Source organism: Auritidibacter sp. NML130574 (assembly GCF_003185725.2).
Classification (GTDB): Bacteria; Actinomycetota; Actinomycetes; order Actinomycetales; family Micrococcaceae; genus Auritidibacter; species Auritidibacter ignavus.
The window spans coordinates 1,394,481-1,409,105 of sequence record NZ_CP031746.1; the positions used below are offsets into that span (position 1 = coordinate 1,394,481).

The window sequence follows — 14,625 nt, forward strand, 5'->3', positions numbered from 1 at the left end:
TAATGGGAACTACGAGGACATTTTCTTACGCAACCGGCGCCGTTCGCGTTCTGACATTCCGCCCCAGATCCCAAAGCGTTCATCGTGAGCTAGGGCGTAGTCCAGGCATTCTTGGCGCACCGTGCATTGGGCGCAGACGCGTTTGGCATCGCGCGTTGACCCACCTTTTTCGGGAAAGAAGGCTTCCGGGTCTGTTTGAGCACATAGCGCATCGGCCTGCCAGGCCAGCTCGCCGTCATCGGCAGTGTCACCGAAGCCGGGCAAGCCCAGCCAGATGCTTTGTACCCCTGAGGAAGGCGCCTGTTTCTGCGGGGCGGTCGGAACGGAGTGCAGTGCTGTGACGTTATGAGACTGGCCAGCCTCCAGGTCGGCTTGTTGTTGCTCGTCAAGATCCTCGAGAGCTTCGTGGGCTGCCAAAAAAGCGGTGGCCTGATCGTCGAGGCTCGCCTCGATCGCTTCGGCCGCATCTGGATCGGCCGGGTCGAGAAACCAGTCTGATGGCACGGCACGCGAGGCTGACCCCCGATGCTGTGCGCCGCGGCGGGATTCTTCCTGCCGTTGTGCGTTGTCCATACCTTCAGGTTCCTTTCATCATGACCGACCCGTCGGTCACGGCGTGGCTCACCCGAGGTCACCGACAGCTCTGGCAAGGTGGAACCTATCCACAACAGGACCACAGCTCGTCCAGCAGAGCTGACCACCATAACGATGTGAAGCACGGGAAGCGCCAAGCCGTAGATCAGACCGGTAGGGCCACTTTCTCTACGTCGTATTTCCTCTAATTACACCGTTGTAACTCCCTGAGGTCAAGTTACAATTAACTGCAGATCCGGCGTGAGAAGAAACCAAATCTCAAGGTGTTTGCCGTGAAAGGGCAGTGATCGTGGTATCGATAACATCGTTGTTTTCGTCCGGCTCTATACCGGGAGACCCGCTAGGTGACCAGGACGATCTTTTCGCCGAATTGGCCCATAGACCTACCCCCGTCATTGTCGATTATGCGACCAGTGCGACACCTGATCCGGGCCCTGATTCCTCAGCTAATTCTAAGACAGTTCGCACCGAACTCTCAGGAACGGTGGCCATGAACTGGGTACATAAAGTCGCGAACCTGTTGAGTGCTACTGGATGCGACGATCCGCATCACACGTGTGTCATTGACCTACCGGTTGATTGGCTCACAACGTGTTTAGTCTTCGGGGCCCTGTTCCATCAACGCCACGTAACATTGGCATATCCCGCTCCGATTGACCATGGCGTATTGGGTGAGTCTGCTGAGACCGGTGACCAGCCAGATTTGGTCATCACAGACCGCCCCCAGCGGTGGTTAGATACCTCAGCTGAGATCTTTGTGGTAGGTGCTAGCGCCGACGACGATCCGTCCTTAATCTCGGTTGACCAAGAGGTGCTCGCTCAGCCCGATCAGCCGACTTATCCGCCCCAGAATATCCTTTCTGCCTGGCAACCCCCCATGGATCCGGTTGCTCTCTCGCGGGAGTTGTCCCAGGCCGGCTTGAGCTCCCGCGTGGAGTTAGTCACCGGTGGGGTGCTAATTGCCACCGACGGGCTACGGTGCTCACGCCAGCTGGTCGAAGCTATCCTGCACGCATGGAGTCACCACGGGGTGGTGGTGTTGCTCGGACTCAGCTCGCTACAAGCCCCTGAGGATCAGCGGCTCGTTAATCAGATTCTGGCCGAGCAACGTTTGTCCCGTTAGTCCCGCCCGCTCCACTAGACGAGGACGTCTGCGGGGTGCTGGCGTTGTCTGCAGGGGTGTCTCCGCTGCGCGAGCCGATCAGGACTTCGTCATCGGAAAAGGCGGGGTCGGCTTCGACGGTTTCGCTGAACACCCAGAAGCGGTAGGCAAAGAACCGGAAAACGGTGCCAAAGAACAACCCGATAACGTTACCGGCGATGACCAGCCCGAAGGCAGAGTTGACGCCCAACAGGTAGTCGGCGATGAACACACACGCGCCTTGAATACCCGCACCGATAGCGTTCATCACCAGGAAGAGCACCAGCTCACGCGCCACGTTGGACTGTCGCCGGTGTCGGAAGGTCCAGTAGCGGTTCGCAACCCATGAGAAGACGGTGGCCACCGCAGTGGCCACCAGTTTGGCTTTGGTGTTGGACCCCTCCATTGGTCCTGATATCAGCCAGATAAACACACCGGTGTCAATAAAGAACCCGATGCCACCCACCACACCGAATTTGGCAACCTCGCGCCACAGCAAAGCCACCAGACCTCGAATGCGCTGGTAGAGGCTGGACAACATCGTGTTTGTCTCTCCTTGGTTTGAGTGGGTCGATAGGTGAAGCCAAGGTGGGCTGCTGAATAACGTCGATACTCTAGTACCTTCACCTGCCAAATTCCTGAATTTCACGCTACCGCACCAGAAGTGGGTACCCTAAGAGGGTGAGTTTTCCGAAGATTGGCGTAGTTGGCGGCGGACAGTTGGCCCGTATGATGGCCCCACCCGCCATTGAGTTAGGAATCGAATTACACGTTCTTGCTGAAGCTGAGGGCGTCAGCGCCACCACAGCTGCTTGTCGGTCCACCGTGGGTGATTATCACGATCTGGACACGTTGCGACGTTTCGCAGGATCAGTGGATGTGCTGACCTTTGACCACGAGCATGTCCCCAGTGAGCACCTCCGGACCCTGCAGGCTGAGGGTGTCGCGCTTCACCCCGGCCCTGACGCATTGCTTTATGCCCAAGACAAATTGGCTATGCGCCGGAAAATGACGGCCTTAGGCCTGCCACAACCGGCATACAGGGCCGTATCCAACGTGGAGGAATTGATCTCCGCAGCGCAGTCCATTGGGTACCCGGTGATATTAAAGACCCCGCGCGGGGGCTACGACGGTAAAGGGGTGCGTCTGATTCGCCGTGCAGAGGACGCTCACGAAAGCGCTAACTGGTTTGACCTGCCCTTCGACGCACTGTTGGTCGAAGACTGTGTGGAATTTACCCGGGAGCTCTCCGCTCAGGTAGCGCGTCGGCCCAGCGGAGAAACCGCCCCCTACCCGGTGGTGGAATCCATCCAGACCAATGAGGTCTGTGATCTGGTGACCGCACCGGCCCCGAACCTTGACCAGACCATCGCTAGCGCAGCTCAGCAGGCGGCTGTCACTATTGCCGAGCAACTGGGCGTGACCGGCATGTTGGCTGTGGAGATGTTCGAGGACCCCCATTCTGAGTCGGGTTTCTCGATTAACGAGTTGGCAATGCGGCCCCATAATTCCGGGCACTGGTCCATGGATGGAGCCACAACCAGCCAGTTCGAACAGCACTTACGCGCGATACTGGATCTGCCTCTGGGTTCAACCACGCCGGTGGCTGAATTCACGGTGATGAAAAACTACCTGGGCGGGGCAAACGAAGACCTTTACGGTGCTTTCAATACTGCGATGACACGCTATCCGCAGGCGAAGATCCATGCCTACGGCAAATCGGTACGTCCTGGGCGTAAAGTGGGCCATGTCAACGTCCTGACGAACCCGCAGCGTTCCTTAGACGATGCCCGTCGCATCGCCGAACGCACCGCGGCCATCATCCGCGACGGCTCCGAGCCGGCAACAGACGAACTTCCGGATAGATAAGGATATTCTGGCTCATGGTTTCATCCGACCATCCTGAACAGCACAGCACCGCCCAAACCACAGCACCGCAACCACACGGTGGTACGGCTCCTCGCGTGGGCTTGGTGATGGGTTCGGACTCAGATTGGCCGGTCATGCAGGAGGCGGCCCAAGTTCTCGAAGAACTAGGGGTCAGCTATCAGGCCGATGTCGTTTCCGCACACCGGATGCCACACGAAATGATCGCATACGGCACCCAGGCAGAAGCCAATGGGCTCGAAGTGCTGATCGCCGGAGCCGGCGGAGCAGCGCACCTGCCCGGCATGTTGGCCTCGACCACGGTGCTACCCGTTATTGGCGTACCGGTAAAGCTCAAGTCCCTAGAAGGGCTAGACTCATTATTGTCCATCGTGCAAATGCCCGCTGGGATTCCGGTGGCCACCGTCTCGATCAACGGAGCACGCAACGCCGGAATACTGGCTGCCCGCATCCTGGGGGCTTCGCACCACGATGCCGAGACAGCACAAGCTCTGCGTGACCGGCTGCACACCTTCTCCGCCGAGTTGCGCGATGCGGCTCATGCCAAAGGCCAGCGTTTGCGCTCAACTTTGGCTGACCGTCCTGGTAACGCTGGGCAAGCGACGACCTAAACTCGCCCGACGACCTAAACTCGCCACCTCACATACCACCGTAGGTCTGTTACCAACGACTAAACTCCGGTAGTACTATGACGCCTCCCCCTCCCCGCCCTACCGCTACTCAACGCGGAGTTGCTAAGGAATCAGCTGCTGCCCGGCGTGAACGCTATGAGCGCTTCGAAGCCCAATTCGAGGGCTATTGCAGCGACGATGCTCTCGTTGACGTCTCTGCTGGAACTTGGAAACAACGCACCAAACGCGCTTTCATCATGATCGCGCTGACCATTTTTGTCCCTGGTGGCGCGCAGTCGATTACTGGGCGTCGAAAATTGGGTCGCTTCGGATTGGGCGTGACTGTTGCCGTGTGGGCGTTAATTGTGGTCACCGCGCTTTTAGCTCTGTTTGCGCGAGGCTTCCTGCTTCACATCCTCAGCTATCCCTCCGCTCAGCTGCTCTTAGTGGTCGTGCTGACCTTCTTAGGTCTGGTGTGGCTCGTGCTGTGGATCTCAACTTTTTCCATCATTGGCCTACGTGCCTTAGCGCCGGGGATGAAACCCATCGTGGCTGTGGTGACCACCCTGGCGATGTTGCTGACCTCAGGATCCATGTTCGCTGCCGCGTTGATCGTGAACTCTTCCCGAACCACCATCGGCAATATCTTCGCCTCCGGCCCGGCGTTGGCCCCGGTCGATGGGCGCTATAATTTTCTGGTCATGGGTGCAGACGCCGGTGAGGGGCGCGCCGGTCTACGGCCCGATTCCATTTCGGTCGCCTCCATCAATGCCGAAACCGGTCAGATCATTTTGTTCTCCATTCCGCGCAACTTCCAGAACGCGCAGTTCCGGGAGGGTTCTCCGCTCTGGGACGTCTACCCCAACGGATTCGACTGTGGCGATGAGTGCATCATCAACGCGTTGTACACCGATGTGACCAACAATCACGCCGACCTCTACCCCAACGCTGACGATCCAGGCGCTGAAGCGATGAAGGATGCGGCCAGCGGCATTCTCAACCTGGAGGTTCAGGGCTACATCATGCTCGATATGGACGGTTTCGCCCAACTCATTGATTCCATGGGCGGGGTCACGGTGACCTCCGGCGGCTGGGTCATTCACCGCGGTACCCGCCCGGATACCGGACAATGGGGCAATATCTGGTGGGGTCCGGGAACCTACACGTTCTCCGGTGATGACGCGCTGGCTTATGCACGATCGCGTAAATATTCTTCGGACTATTCTCGAATCCGGCGTCAGCAATGTATCCAACAGGCGATGCTCGCCCAATTTGATCTGCCAACACTCTTGACGAAATTCCAAGACATTCTGAGCGCCGGCGAACAGATCGTCGAAACCGATCTGCCCGGTCAACAGCTGGGTACGTTCTTGAACCTCGGCGCCCAGTCACAGAAGCTACCCTTGAAACGTCTCACGATTGGTGCGCCCGACTTCGGCGAACAAGGCAACCAGTTCTCCACCTATCCTGATTTCGATCAGATTCATCAGCGGGTAGGTTCCCTTGTGGCTGAGGACGGCACTCCGCTCAACGCGGCGACCGGTACCCATATCACTCCCCTGGCAACGCATCTGGCCCCTGTCCCGGTGCACATTCCCACCGATATTGAAGGTGATGAGATCACCGGGCGGGAACGTGGTGGCGCCACCTCGCAAGACTCCGAGGACTGGCCAGAACCGCCCAAGCAACCCAATGGTGAACCGCTCACCGAAGAATTTCTGATGCAAGCCGATGATGCCGGACAAACCGCGATCCTGGAGGAAGCTTCCTCCACCAACCAGTACTGCCACCCCGGGGACTAGGACACCGGTGATTTCATGACTTCCCACACACAGACCTCGCCCGCCCCTGCGTTCTTCGCGCTTCAGGGCACTCTGAAAGACTACGACTGGGGCTCAGTCACTTTGCTAGCGGACCTGCAATCCCGCGAACCCACCGGGCGACCCGAAGCTGAGATGTGGTTCGGCACCCACCCGTCCGGGATCTCCGCTGTGCACATCGACGAGCACGATCTCAATCCTTTCGACTCAGCCCCGCAAGGTCAGGAACACCCCACGGTCCCGCTGACCGAGATCACCGGAGAGCTTGGCTTTCTTACAAAGCTCTTGGCAGCCGCCCAGCCCCTGTCGTTGCAGGCTCACCCCAACCAACAGCAGGCTCGCGAGGGCTTCGCCCGAGAAAACGCCGCCGGTATCGCGCTATCCGACCCGCGCCGGTGTTTCCAGGATGATCAGCACAAACCTGAAATGCTGATCGCACTCACACATTTCGTCGCCCTGTGTGGTTTCCGGGATCCGGTGCAGGCCTCCTATTCTTTCCAGCGTCTGGCCGAGGCCGAAGCAGAACACCACGAGCAGGTCACCACCGACCTCTCAGCAGCCCTGGCCCGGATTTCCTTGCTTCTTAGCGGTGGCAACATCCGGCAAGCCCTACACTTGCTCTTGGACCCTTCCGGACCCTGGGTCGATCCCGAATCCGGGTGGGTCGAACGAGTGATCCAAGTCATCCATCACGCCGAACAACTTCGTCGGGATGACCAAAGCCTCGATACCGCCGCCTTGGCAGCAGACTTCTTCCCCCGAGACCCGGGCGTGTTGGTCACGTTGCTGATGAACCGGGTACAACTGGCCCCGGGACAGGCCATCTTCCTCGCCGCGCAGCAGCTCCACGCCTATGTGGAAGGACTCGGGCTAGAAGTCATGGCTGCCTCGAATAACGTCGTGCGTGGTGGGCTGACCAGCAAGCATATTGACCGAGACCAGCTCGATACCATGCTCGACTATGCGCCGGTGGGTGAACCACTGGTCTACCCTCGTGATGAACGTGCCAACACCGACCTCGCCACAGGCATTACGCTCAGCTCGCTGTGCCCACCGGTCGAGGAATTCTGCGTGCTTCGCGCTGATTTCGAGACCGAGAACCTCAGCTTAACTCTCGACCCTGCCACTGTCTTAGTCCCGGACCTCGCCCAGCCGGTGATCCTGGTCTGCACCGCCGGGTCAGTGATGCTCTCCAGTGGAACCCGCCAGCTGGAGCTCAACCCCGGTCAGGCGGCCGTGCTCCCGCACGCCAGCGCTTCCCACGCAGCCGGAGCCCCGGTATCGATGGTCGCCCAATCCGCAAACTCCACGGTCTTTGCCACTGGCGTGCCCACCGCGCGGAGTTAGCGCCCACGTTTAGCGCTCTGGCGCCGGCACCCACTTATTCCACTTATCCAGCCGGTGTTCTGCTTCAACGATGCGCACCGTTCCGGACGTTGAACGCATGATGATCGACTGGGTCTCAACCCGGTCCCGGTAGTACCGAGCACCACGCAACAGGTCACCATCGGTGATGCCAGTTGCGGCGAAATAGCAGTTATCGGATGACACCAAATCATTGGTGGTCAGCACCCGATCCAGGTCATGGCCGTATTCACGTGCTTTCTCGCGCTCGGCTTGATCGGTGGGAGCCAGCCGGCCCTGAATCATTCCGCCAATGGCCTTCACCGCGCACGCAGTGATGATGCCTTCCGGGGTGCCACCAATGCCGAGCATCATATCCACGTCGGTGTTATGCCGGGCCGCGGCGATACCGCCGGCCACGTCGCCGTCCATAATGAACTTCACGCGAGCACCAGCTTCACGAATTTCTCGCACAAGACCCTCGTGACGGCCACGATCCAATACGCAGATATTGAGTTGTGAGACCGGCTTATCCAGGGCCTTGGACAGCAGGTGCACGTTCTGTTTAACCGGCAGACGCAAGTCCACCATTTCAGCAGCCTCAGGTCCGACGATCATCTTTTCCATGTAGAACACAGCCGAGGGGTCAAACATAGTACCCCGCTCTGCCACGGCAAACACCGACAACGCGTTGTTGTATCCCATCGCAGTCAGCCGGGTGCCGTCGATGGGGTCCACCGCCACGTCAACTTCAGCGCCAGAACCGTCACCGACCTCTTCGCCGTTGTACAGCATCGGGGCTTCATCTTTCTCACCTTCACCGATCACCACGGTGCCACGCATGTTCACGGTGTCCATGAAGGCGCGCATCGCGTCGACCGCGGCGCCATCGGCACGGTTCTTATCTCCGTAGCCCACCCAATGACTGGCAGCAATCGCGGCGGCCTCGGTGACCCGGACCAGCTCCATTGCCAAGTTTCGGTCCGGGCGTGTCGGGTCGGTGGTGCCAATGTCTTCGCTCGTCATAGTGCGCTCCCAGCTGTGGATCATGTTCGGTGAGCCGAATGATGGCTCGTGTAGATGTTCTTCTATCGTAGTCCGTCGTCCTCGATGCCACCGTCGGTCACACTCGCCGCGTCGTAAGCTAGCCACCCCTCGGTCCGCATTGCTGGCAGAATGGAGGGGTGAGTTCTGAGCGCCAAGACCAGTCCCGCCCCGCTGGGGCATCCGAGCAACCCGTGGAGGCGCCCAAACCGCGGGTCACGAAATCTCAGTCGCAGCGGATGCGTCAAAATATTCAGGGAATCGCCTATTCGGTGTTAATCACGCTGGTCGTGGTCGGTATTGTGATCGCTTTTAACCCGCGCCAAGGTGGCGATTACGACCTGGACATTGACGTCGCAGCCACCGCGTCCGAGGCCAGCAGTGTGGCCAGCTTTGATCCTGTCATTCCCGAACTTCCCGAGGACTGGTCGGCCAACTACGCCCGCTGGCACAATCCCTCTGCCGATGATGACACACCCTACTGGTCGGTGGGGTACTCCAGCGACGACGACGAATTTTTTGGCGTCGATCAGGCGGCTGGGGCTGGAGAGTTGTGGATTGATGACCGGGTCAAAAGTGGCGAGCCCCAGGGTGCTGCAGAAATCTTGAACTATCCCTTCGAGGTCTACTATGCAGAAGATGGACACACCTACTTAGTTGGGGAGGTCCCCGACCCGAAGGCCACCGAACCGGTCACCCTCGTGGTGTCAGGTTCGCTACCCGACGACCAGTTATCGCAGCTGACCGCAACATTGATCGAAGACCGTGAGGTCGCCGTGGAGAAGACCTCGGCTACCGCACCATCCACTGCTACCCCGCCCCAGGAGGCTGACGCATGACCGATACCCCCACCGAGGACGCCAACGCTACACTGACCCCTGATCAGGCATGGCAGGCGCTCAAAGACGGCAACGCCCGGTTCGTCTCCGGACAAGTCACCCACCCGCACCAGAATGCTGCCCGTCGCCAAGAGCTGGCCACCTCTCAAGAACCCATTGCGATCATTTTCGGATGCGCTGACTCGCGGTTGGCTGCCGAGATTATTTTTGATGTCGGTCTCGGCGATGTATTCGTGATTCGCACCGCCGGGCAAGTCATCGACGATGCCGTGCTGGGTTCATTGGAATTCGGTGTTGGGGTGCTCAATATACCGCTGATCGTGGTGCTGGGCCACGACTCTTGCGGTGCAGTCACCACCGCCGTGGAGTCCTATGAGTCCGGCACCGTCCCCGGTGGCTTTCTGCGTTCTTTGGTCGAGCGCATCACGCCATCGGTCATGGCGGCCCGCCAGGCCGGCATCACCGACGTCGACGGCACCGTGCTAGAACACACCGACCAGATGGTCCATCGGCTGGTTGACTCCAACCGGGTGGTGGCCGAGGCCGTGGAAGCCGGTCGCACCGCGGTGATGGCCCTGACCTATTCGCTAGCCGACGGCACCGTGCAGGTCGGCGATACGCTAGGACCTGTCACTGCCTAAGCCCCACCGTCCCCACTCCAGGCCCCCTTCGATCCGTCACATCCGTCAGATCAGTCAGAGAGGACACAACCAATGACCGAACAGCACAACGACCAGCAACAGTACCGCACTGAACACGACACCATGGGTGAGGTTCAAGTCCCCATCAACGCGCTGTATCGAGCCCAGACCCAGCGGGCCGTGCAGAACTTCCCGATTTCGGGCAAGCCGATCGAACCGCAGAACATTTACGCCCTGGCGCAGGTCAAAAAAGCCGCTGCCCGCACCAATCAGGAACTGGGTGTGCTCGACGCCGAGCGTGCCGAGGCCATCATTGCCGCAGCCGATCAGGTCATTGCCGGTGAACACGACGACCACTTCCCGGTCGATGTCTTCCAGACCGGTTCCGGAACCTCCTCAAACATGAACACCAATGAGGTCATCGCTACTCTGGCCACCCGCGCTCTGGCCGAGGCCGGTTCGGACACCGAGGTTCACCCCAACGACCACGTCAACGCCTCCCAGTCTTCCAACGACGTCTACCCCACCTCGGTGCACGTCGCCGTTACCGGCGCGCTGATCAACGACCTCAAGCCGGCCTTGGACATCCTGGCCAGCTCGCTCGAAACCAAGGCTGAAGAATTCGCCGAGGTCGTCAAGTCCGGTCGGACGCACCTGATGGATGCCACCCCGGTGACTTTGGGCCAGGAATTCGGTGGCTATGCCGCTCAGGTGCGCTACGCCATCGAGCGTATCGACGCCTCGCTACCCCGAGTAGCCGAGGTTCCCCAGGGCGGTACTGCCGTCGGTACCGGGATCAACACCCCGAAGGGCTTCTCCCAGCGCGTGATCGAGCTCTTAGTGGAACAAACCGGTCTGCCCATCACCGAGGCTCGCAACCACTTCGAGGCTCAAGCCAACCGTGACGGCCTGGTGGAAGCCTCCGGACAGTTGCGCAATATCGCCTACTCGCTGATGAAGATCAACAACGACCTGCGCTGGATGGGATCGGGCCCCAACACCGGTCTGGGCGAAATCGCGATCCCGGACCTTCAACCGGGTTCCTCCATCATGCCGGGCAAGGTCAACCCCGTGATCTGTGAGGCTGTCATCCAGGTGTGCGCGCAGGTGATCGGTAACGACACCACTGTGTCGCTGTCTGCTACCAACGGTGCGTTCGAACTCAACGTGGGTATCCCGGTCATGTCAGCGAACCTGCTGGAGTCCATTCGGCTGCTGTCCAACTCTGCGAAGGTCATGGCGGAGAAGATGATTGCTGGCATTCAGGCCAACGTTGAGCGCGCTGCCTTCTTGGCTGGTGCGTCCCCGTCGACCGTGACCCCGCTGAATAAGCTGATCGGCTACGAAGCAGCTGCCAAGATCGCCAAGCACGCCGTGAACGAAAAGGTCACCGTGCGTGAAGCCGTTATTGCCCTGGGCTATGTGGACCGAGGTGACGTTACCGAACAACAGCTCGACGAGGCCCTGGATTTGATGTCGATGACCCACCCCGGCGAGTAAGCTCCCCGGGACCAGCATCGTCCCGAGATCACCACGTACCAACCACCGCAGGCTCCGAACAGTTCCCGACAGCGTTACTGCTCCGGGGCCTGTGGAGTTCCTACTGGCTGATCAGCGCACGCCGAGGACGTCTCCTCCCGGCGGTATCAGGCCGTGCGAGAGCAAATACGGCCCTGTGGGGTAGCGCGATCAACAGCAATGACACCGCCTGCATGTTGATCAGCAAGCCAAACAGCGCAAAAACCTTCGAGAAGTAGGACAGCCACGAGGTCACCTGCAACCACCGATGCCTCCGGTGGCGTCGTTGCGGTGCTAAGACCTGTTTGGCCCAAGGGCCCAGCATCGTTGCGACGAGTAGCATGACGACAATCTGTGAGACCGAAACGGCCGTCTCTGGAGTAAAGTTCACGCCATGGAGCATAACCGCGTCACGACGTTCAGAACGAGAGGGGGAACACGATCGATCCGCTAGCTTTGGGGGGCTTGGTCCTGTCCCAAATAGGTCAACGCAGCTGCGAGGTGCGCCTTGATGCCAGCTTCCAGCGTGGGATCGATGACCGGAGCGAAACCCGGTGAGTGGTTGACCGGGATGTTTTCGACCAACGTGCCGTTTTCGAGACTCGAGCGAAATAGCTTCGGGTCGGTGCCACCAAGTTGCCAGTAGTGATACGGCACTCCGAAGGCATCAGGGATGATGTTGAAGTCCTCCGAGGCCGGCACCCGCGCGCTACGGAACACCTGACCATCCTCAAAGACCTGCTCAAAGGCCTCAGCCACTCGCTCGGTCAGGCTCTCGTCGTTGGTGGTCAGCGGGAACTGGTCGTAGTATTCAATCTCCGGTTCTTTCTCAACTCCAGCAGCCTCGCATTCGGCCTGTACAATACGATCGATGCCGGCCACCAGTTTGTCACGCACCGCACTGTCGTAGGTGCGCAGATTAAGACGGAGCTCGGCTTTATCAGGAATGATGTTGGCACTGGACCCAGCGTTGAGCGCGCCGACGGTCACCACACCAAAGTCGGAGGGGGAGATCTCCCGCGAGACCAAGGTCTGCAAACGCAACACGATCGTCGCGGCGATCACGACCGGGTCGATGGAGTTTTGGGGCAAGGATCCGTGGGCGCCTCGACCGTGGACGGTGATCTTCACCGAATCGGCGGCCGACATGACCGGGCCGGCAACGACGCCGATATGTCCGGCTTCAAAAACCATCACGTGCTGGCCAAAGCACACATCGGGGGTCGGGATCTTGTCGACCAAGCCGTCTTCAACCATGGCTTTGGCTCCTGCGGCTTTTTCTTCTCCAGGCTGGAAGAGGGCGATGTAGGTTCCGGACCAGGCATCGCGGTGTTGGAGTAGCACATCGATGGCTCCGAACAACGTGGCCATATGCATATCGTGACCGCAGGCGTGCATCACGCCCTCACGTTCCGAGGTGTAATCCAACCCGGTGTTCTCGGTCACCGGTAGTCCGTCGATGTCTGCCCGGGCCAGCACGGTCGGACCCGGGCCGTTCGTGATGACCGCCACGACTCCCGTGCCACCAATACGCTGTGTCTCCAACCCCAGGTCGGAGAGCTCTTTGTCAATAGTGTTGGCGGTGTCGTGTTCCTGCATACTCAGTTCAGGGTTGCGGTGCAGGTGTTGATAGAGCTCAGTACGTTGGGCAACGATGTCTTTCAGGTCATCGAACAGAGCAGAAAGAGCTGATGACATGATGGCAACCCTCCAAAAAGTCGGTCATCGGAATAGTGGACCCGACAGGCGTCGGTGGACGTGATGTCCACTCTAGGATCAGAACCGGTGTTCGTGCTAGGACACATCGCCTCTGGAGCCCCAGGTGACATTTATCCCAGCAAAGCGAAGGTGGCTGCGAGGATCATCGCTGGCCCGAACGGAATGCGTGAGGCCCAGGTCGCCGAGGTGAACACCACCGCAACCAGGGAAATGAGGCCACCCAACACGAAGCCCAACACTAGCGCCACCACCGTGGCTTCCCAGCCGACAAAACCGGTATAGGCGCCCAGCCCGGCGGCAAGTTTCACATCCCCCATGCCCAAGCCACCCCGGGTGATCAGATGCAACACAAACATCACCGCGGGATATCCGAACAAGCCCACGACCATCGTGGCTAGTCTGCCATGGGCTACAGAATCCTGCGGAGCGATCAACGTGCTCACGCCTAAGAAGGCCACTGCACCGATGGCCAAGGTCGCAGTCCACCCGTTGGGTAGCCGGTGTTGCCGCACATCAACCGTGAACAACACGATGCAGCTGACCACATAGATCAGCATCGCGATGACACAGCACAGCCACACGAACCCCGGGGTGTGGGCTGAGAAGGTCATTTCCGACAGCAGGCTGAACACAGTTGCGAGCATACCGAAGAGACATGCGGTCTCACGAGCGCGAGTGCGCCCCCTGTGGGTATCTCGCCACAGCTGACTGGTAGGGAGTTCTCAGTAGACTGGACACTAGAAACTCACCTACCCTTTGTTGTCCCCTGAAGGATCGGACCGGTTATGGCCCTTTTTCGTTCCCGTACAGATGAATCCGCCGAGTCACGCGAGCAGTCCAGCGATGACAATTCCCTAACCCGTCGCATTCTGTGGGCGTGGGCCCCGGTCTTGGTGCCGCTGGCGGTCATGTGGGTTTTGCAGATCATCAACGCCGTCACCGGGTATGCATTATCGAATGCCGCCGGTATTCAACCACGCAGTCTCGAGGGGTTGGTCGGGATTGTCGCCGCTCCGGTGCTGCACTTTAGTTTTTCTCATCTGCTCTCCAATACGGTGCCCTGGATCATCCTGGGCACACTCCTGGCGGTGATCACGCGCAAGTATGGTCAGGTGACCCTTCAGATTTGGCTGATTTCCGGTGTCATCACGTGGCTGATCGGCGGTTCCAACTCGGTGCATACTGGCGCGTCCGGGGTGATCTACGGTTATGCCGCGTTCTTGATGATCTACGGCATCTTGGTCCGTAAATTCTGGGCCATGCTGATCTCGGTGATCACGATTATCGGCTATGCCGGACTGGTATGGGGATTGTTCCCGCAGGCAGGTGTGTCCTGGCAAGGACACCTGGGCGGGGTGATTGCCGGCATCGTGGCCGCGCTGACGCTCACCAAAGATATCCGGGCTGAACGCAAGGCGTTAAAAGAAGCCAAGCAGGCCCGACGTATCGTGTCCTGACCTGCCTGGC

At 59.5% G+C, this 14,625-nt stretch carries 15 protein-coding genes; 9 read left to right on the forward strand and 6 right to left on the reverse strand.

Features of this window, described 5'->3' with window-relative positions; translation table 11 throughout:
• Nucleotides 1-9: 9 nt before the first annotated feature.
• Nucleotides 10-573: a WhiB family transcriptional regulator gene (locus DCC27_RS12440; RefSeq protein ID WP_110101143.1), complete on the reverse strand. Its 564-nt coding sequence runs from the start codon at nucleotides 571-573 to the stop codon at nucleotides 10-12.
• Nucleotides 574-883: 310 nt separating this feature from the next.
• On the opposite strand from DCC27_RS12440, the gene DCC27_RS06335 reads away from it, so the two are divergent.
• Nucleotides 884-1,717: a hypothetical protein gene (locus DCC27_RS06335; RefSeq protein ID WP_148707515.1), complete on the forward strand. Its 834-nt coding sequence runs from the start codon at nucleotides 884-886 to the stop codon at nucleotides 1,715-1,717.
• Here the strand turns inward: DCC27_RS06335 and DCC27_RS06340 are convergent.
• Nucleotides 1,680-2,276 (reverse strand): GtrA family protein, encoded by a 597-nt coding sequence (locus DCC27_RS06340; RefSeq protein WP_110110574.1) that lies wholly within the window; start codon nucleotides 2,274-2,276, stop codon nucleotides 1,680-1,682. The genes DCC27_RS06335 and DCC27_RS06340 overlap by 38 nt on opposite strands.
• A 140-nt stretch (nucleotides 2,277-2,416) precedes the next feature.
• Here DCC27_RS06340 and DCC27_RS06345 point away from each other — a divergent pair, with 140 nt between their 5' ends.
• The 4 genes from DCC27_RS06345 to manA all read left to right on the forward strand — a co-directional run bounded on the left by DCC27_RS06345 (nucleotide 2,417) and on the right by manA (nucleotide 7,400).
• Entirely contained in the window at nucleotides 2,417-3,604 is a 1,188-nt protein-coding gene (locus tag DCC27_RS06345) for a 5-(carboxyamino)imidazole ribonucleotide synthase (RefSeq protein ID WP_110123206.1), read from the forward strand.
• 107 nt (nucleotides 3,605-3,711) lie between these two features.
• Nucleotides 3,712-4,233 (forward strand): 5-(carboxyamino)imidazole ribonucleotide mutase, encoded by a 522-nt coding sequence (gene purE, locus DCC27_RS06350; protein ID WP_168186131.1) that lies wholly within the window; start codon nucleotides 3,712-3,714, stop codon nucleotides 4,231-4,233.
• A 77-nt stretch (nucleotides 4,234-4,310) separates the two neighbouring features.
• A complete protein-coding gene (locus DCC27_RS06355; RefSeq protein WP_110110576.1) occupies nucleotides 4,311-6,035 on the forward strand; it encodes an LCP family protein in 1,725 nt (574 codons plus the stop codon).
• Nucleotides 6,036-6,050: 15 nt separating this feature from the next.
• Complete coding sequence (manA, locus tag DCC27_RS06360) at nucleotides 6,051-7,400, forward strand: mannose-6-phosphate isomerase, class I (RefSeq protein ID WP_110110577.1); 1,350 nt, start codon at nucleotides 6,051-6,053, stop codon at nucleotides 7,398-7,400.
• 9 nt (nucleotides 7,401-7,409) lie between these two features.
• Here manA and glpX read toward each other — a convergent pair whose 3' ends face one another.
• Entirely contained in the window at nucleotides 7,410-8,423 is a 1,014-nt protein-coding gene (glpX, locus tag DCC27_RS06365) for a class II fructose-bisphosphatase (RefSeq protein WP_110099617.1), read from the reverse strand.
• Between the two features lie 158 nt (nucleotides 8,424-8,581).
• On the opposite strand from glpX, the gene DCC27_RS06370 reads away from it, so the two are divergent.
• The 3 genes from DCC27_RS06370 to DCC27_RS06380 all read left to right on the forward strand — a co-directional run bounded on the left by DCC27_RS06370 (nucleotide 8,582) and on the right by DCC27_RS06380 (nucleotide 11,421).
• Nucleotides 8,582-9,280 (forward strand): DUF4245 domain-containing protein, encoded by a 699-nt coding sequence (locus DCC27_RS06370; RefSeq protein WP_110099618.1) that lies wholly within the window; start codon nucleotides 8,582-8,584, stop codon nucleotides 9,278-9,280.
• The gene (locus DCC27_RS06375; RefSeq protein WP_110099619.1) at nucleotides 9,277-9,921 is read left to right on the forward strand and encodes a carbonic anhydrase; all 645 of its coding nucleotides are present in this window, start codon (nucleotides 9,277-9,279) and stop codon (nucleotides 9,919-9,921) included. Before DCC27_RS06370 ends, DCC27_RS06375 begins: the two co-directional genes overlap by 4 nt.
• A 72-nt stretch (nucleotides 9,922-9,993) precedes the next feature.
• On the forward strand, nucleotides 9,994-11,421 hold the full coding sequence (locus DCC27_RS06380) for a class II fumarate hydratase (RefSeq protein ID WP_110101146.1): 1,428 nt from the start codon (nucleotides 9,994-9,996) through the stop codon (nucleotides 11,419-11,421).
• Nucleotides 11,422-11,521: 100 nt separating this feature from the next.
• On the opposite strand, the gene DCC27_RS06385 is transcribed toward DCC27_RS06380, so the two are convergent.
• The 3 genes from DCC27_RS06385 to DCC27_RS06395 all read right to left on the reverse strand — a co-directional run bounded on the left by DCC27_RS06385 (nucleotide 11,522) and on the right by DCC27_RS06395 (nucleotide 13,802).
• Nucleotides 11,522-11,830, reverse strand: coding sequence for a hypothetical protein (locus DCC27_RS06385; RefSeq protein ID WP_148707516.1), 309 nt, complete (start codon nucleotides 11,828-11,830; stop codon nucleotides 11,522-11,524).
• 59 nt (nucleotides 11,831-11,889) lie between these two features.
• Nucleotides 11,890-13,137, reverse strand: a complete 1,248-nt coding sequence (locus tag DCC27_RS06390; protein ID WP_110099622.1) for an amidohydrolase — start codon at nucleotides 13,135-13,137, stop codon at nucleotides 11,890-11,892.
• Between the two features lie 131 nt (nucleotides 13,138-13,268).
• Nucleotides 13,269-13,802, reverse strand: coding sequence for an A24 family peptidase (locus tag DCC27_RS06395; RefSeq protein ID WP_110099623.1), 534 nt, complete (start codon nucleotides 13,800-13,802; stop codon nucleotides 13,269-13,271).
• Nucleotides 13,803-13,943: 141 nt separating this feature from the next.
• Here DCC27_RS06395 and DCC27_RS06400 point away from each other — a divergent pair, with 141 nt between their 5' ends.
• The gene (locus DCC27_RS06400) at nucleotides 13,944-14,615 is read left to right on the forward strand and encodes a rhomboid family intramembrane serine protease (RefSeq protein ID WP_110101148.1); all 672 of its coding nucleotides are present in this window, start codon (nucleotides 13,944-13,946) and stop codon (nucleotides 14,613-14,615) included.
• Nucleotides 14,616-14,625: the final 10 nt, after the last annotated feature.

Bases quoted from the DNA above. Each gene is read 5' to 3' on its own strand.
- manA (WP_110110577.1), top strand. From the start codon at position 6,051: ATGACTTCCCACACACAGACCTCGCCCGCCCCTGCGTTCTTCGCGCTT.
- glpX (WP_110099617.1), bottom strand. From the start codon at position 8,423: ATGACGAGCGAAGACATTGGCACCACCGACCCGACACGCCCGGACCGA.
- DCC27_RS06380 (WP_110101146.1), top strand. From the start codon at position 9,994: ATGACCGAACAGCACAACGACCAGCAACAGTACCGCACTGAACACGAC.
- DCC27_RS12440 (WP_110101143.1), bottom strand. From the start codon at position 573: ATGGACAACGCACAACGGCAGGAAGAATCCCGCCGCGGCGCACAGCAT.
- purE (WP_168186131.1), top strand. From the start codon at position 3,712: ATGGGTTCGGACTCAGATTGGCCGGTCATGCAGGAGGCGGCCCAAGTT.
- DCC27_RS06375 (WP_110099619.1), top strand. From the start codon at position 9,277: ATGACCGATACCCCCACCGAGGACGCCAACGCTACACTGACCCCTGAT.
- DCC27_RS06395 (WP_110099623.1), bottom strand. From the start codon at position 13,802: ATGCTCGCAACTGTGTTCAGCCTGCTGTCGGAAATGACCTTCTCAGCC.
- DCC27_RS06390 (WP_110099622.1), bottom strand. From the start codon at position 13,137: ATGTCATCAGCTCTTTCTGCTCTGTTCGATGACCTGAAAGACATCGTT.
- DCC27_RS06400 (WP_110101148.1), top strand. From the start codon at position 13,944: ATGGCCCTTTTTCGTTCCCGTACAGATGAATCCGCCGAGTCACGCGAG.
- DCC27_RS06355 (WP_110110576.1), top strand. From the start codon at position 4,311: ATGACGCCTCCCCCTCCCCGCCCTACCGCTACTCAACGCGGAGTTGCT.
- DCC27_RS06340 (WP_110110574.1), bottom strand. From the start codon at position 2,276: ATGTTGTCCAGCCTCTACCAGCGCATTCGAGGTCTGGTGGCTTTGCTG.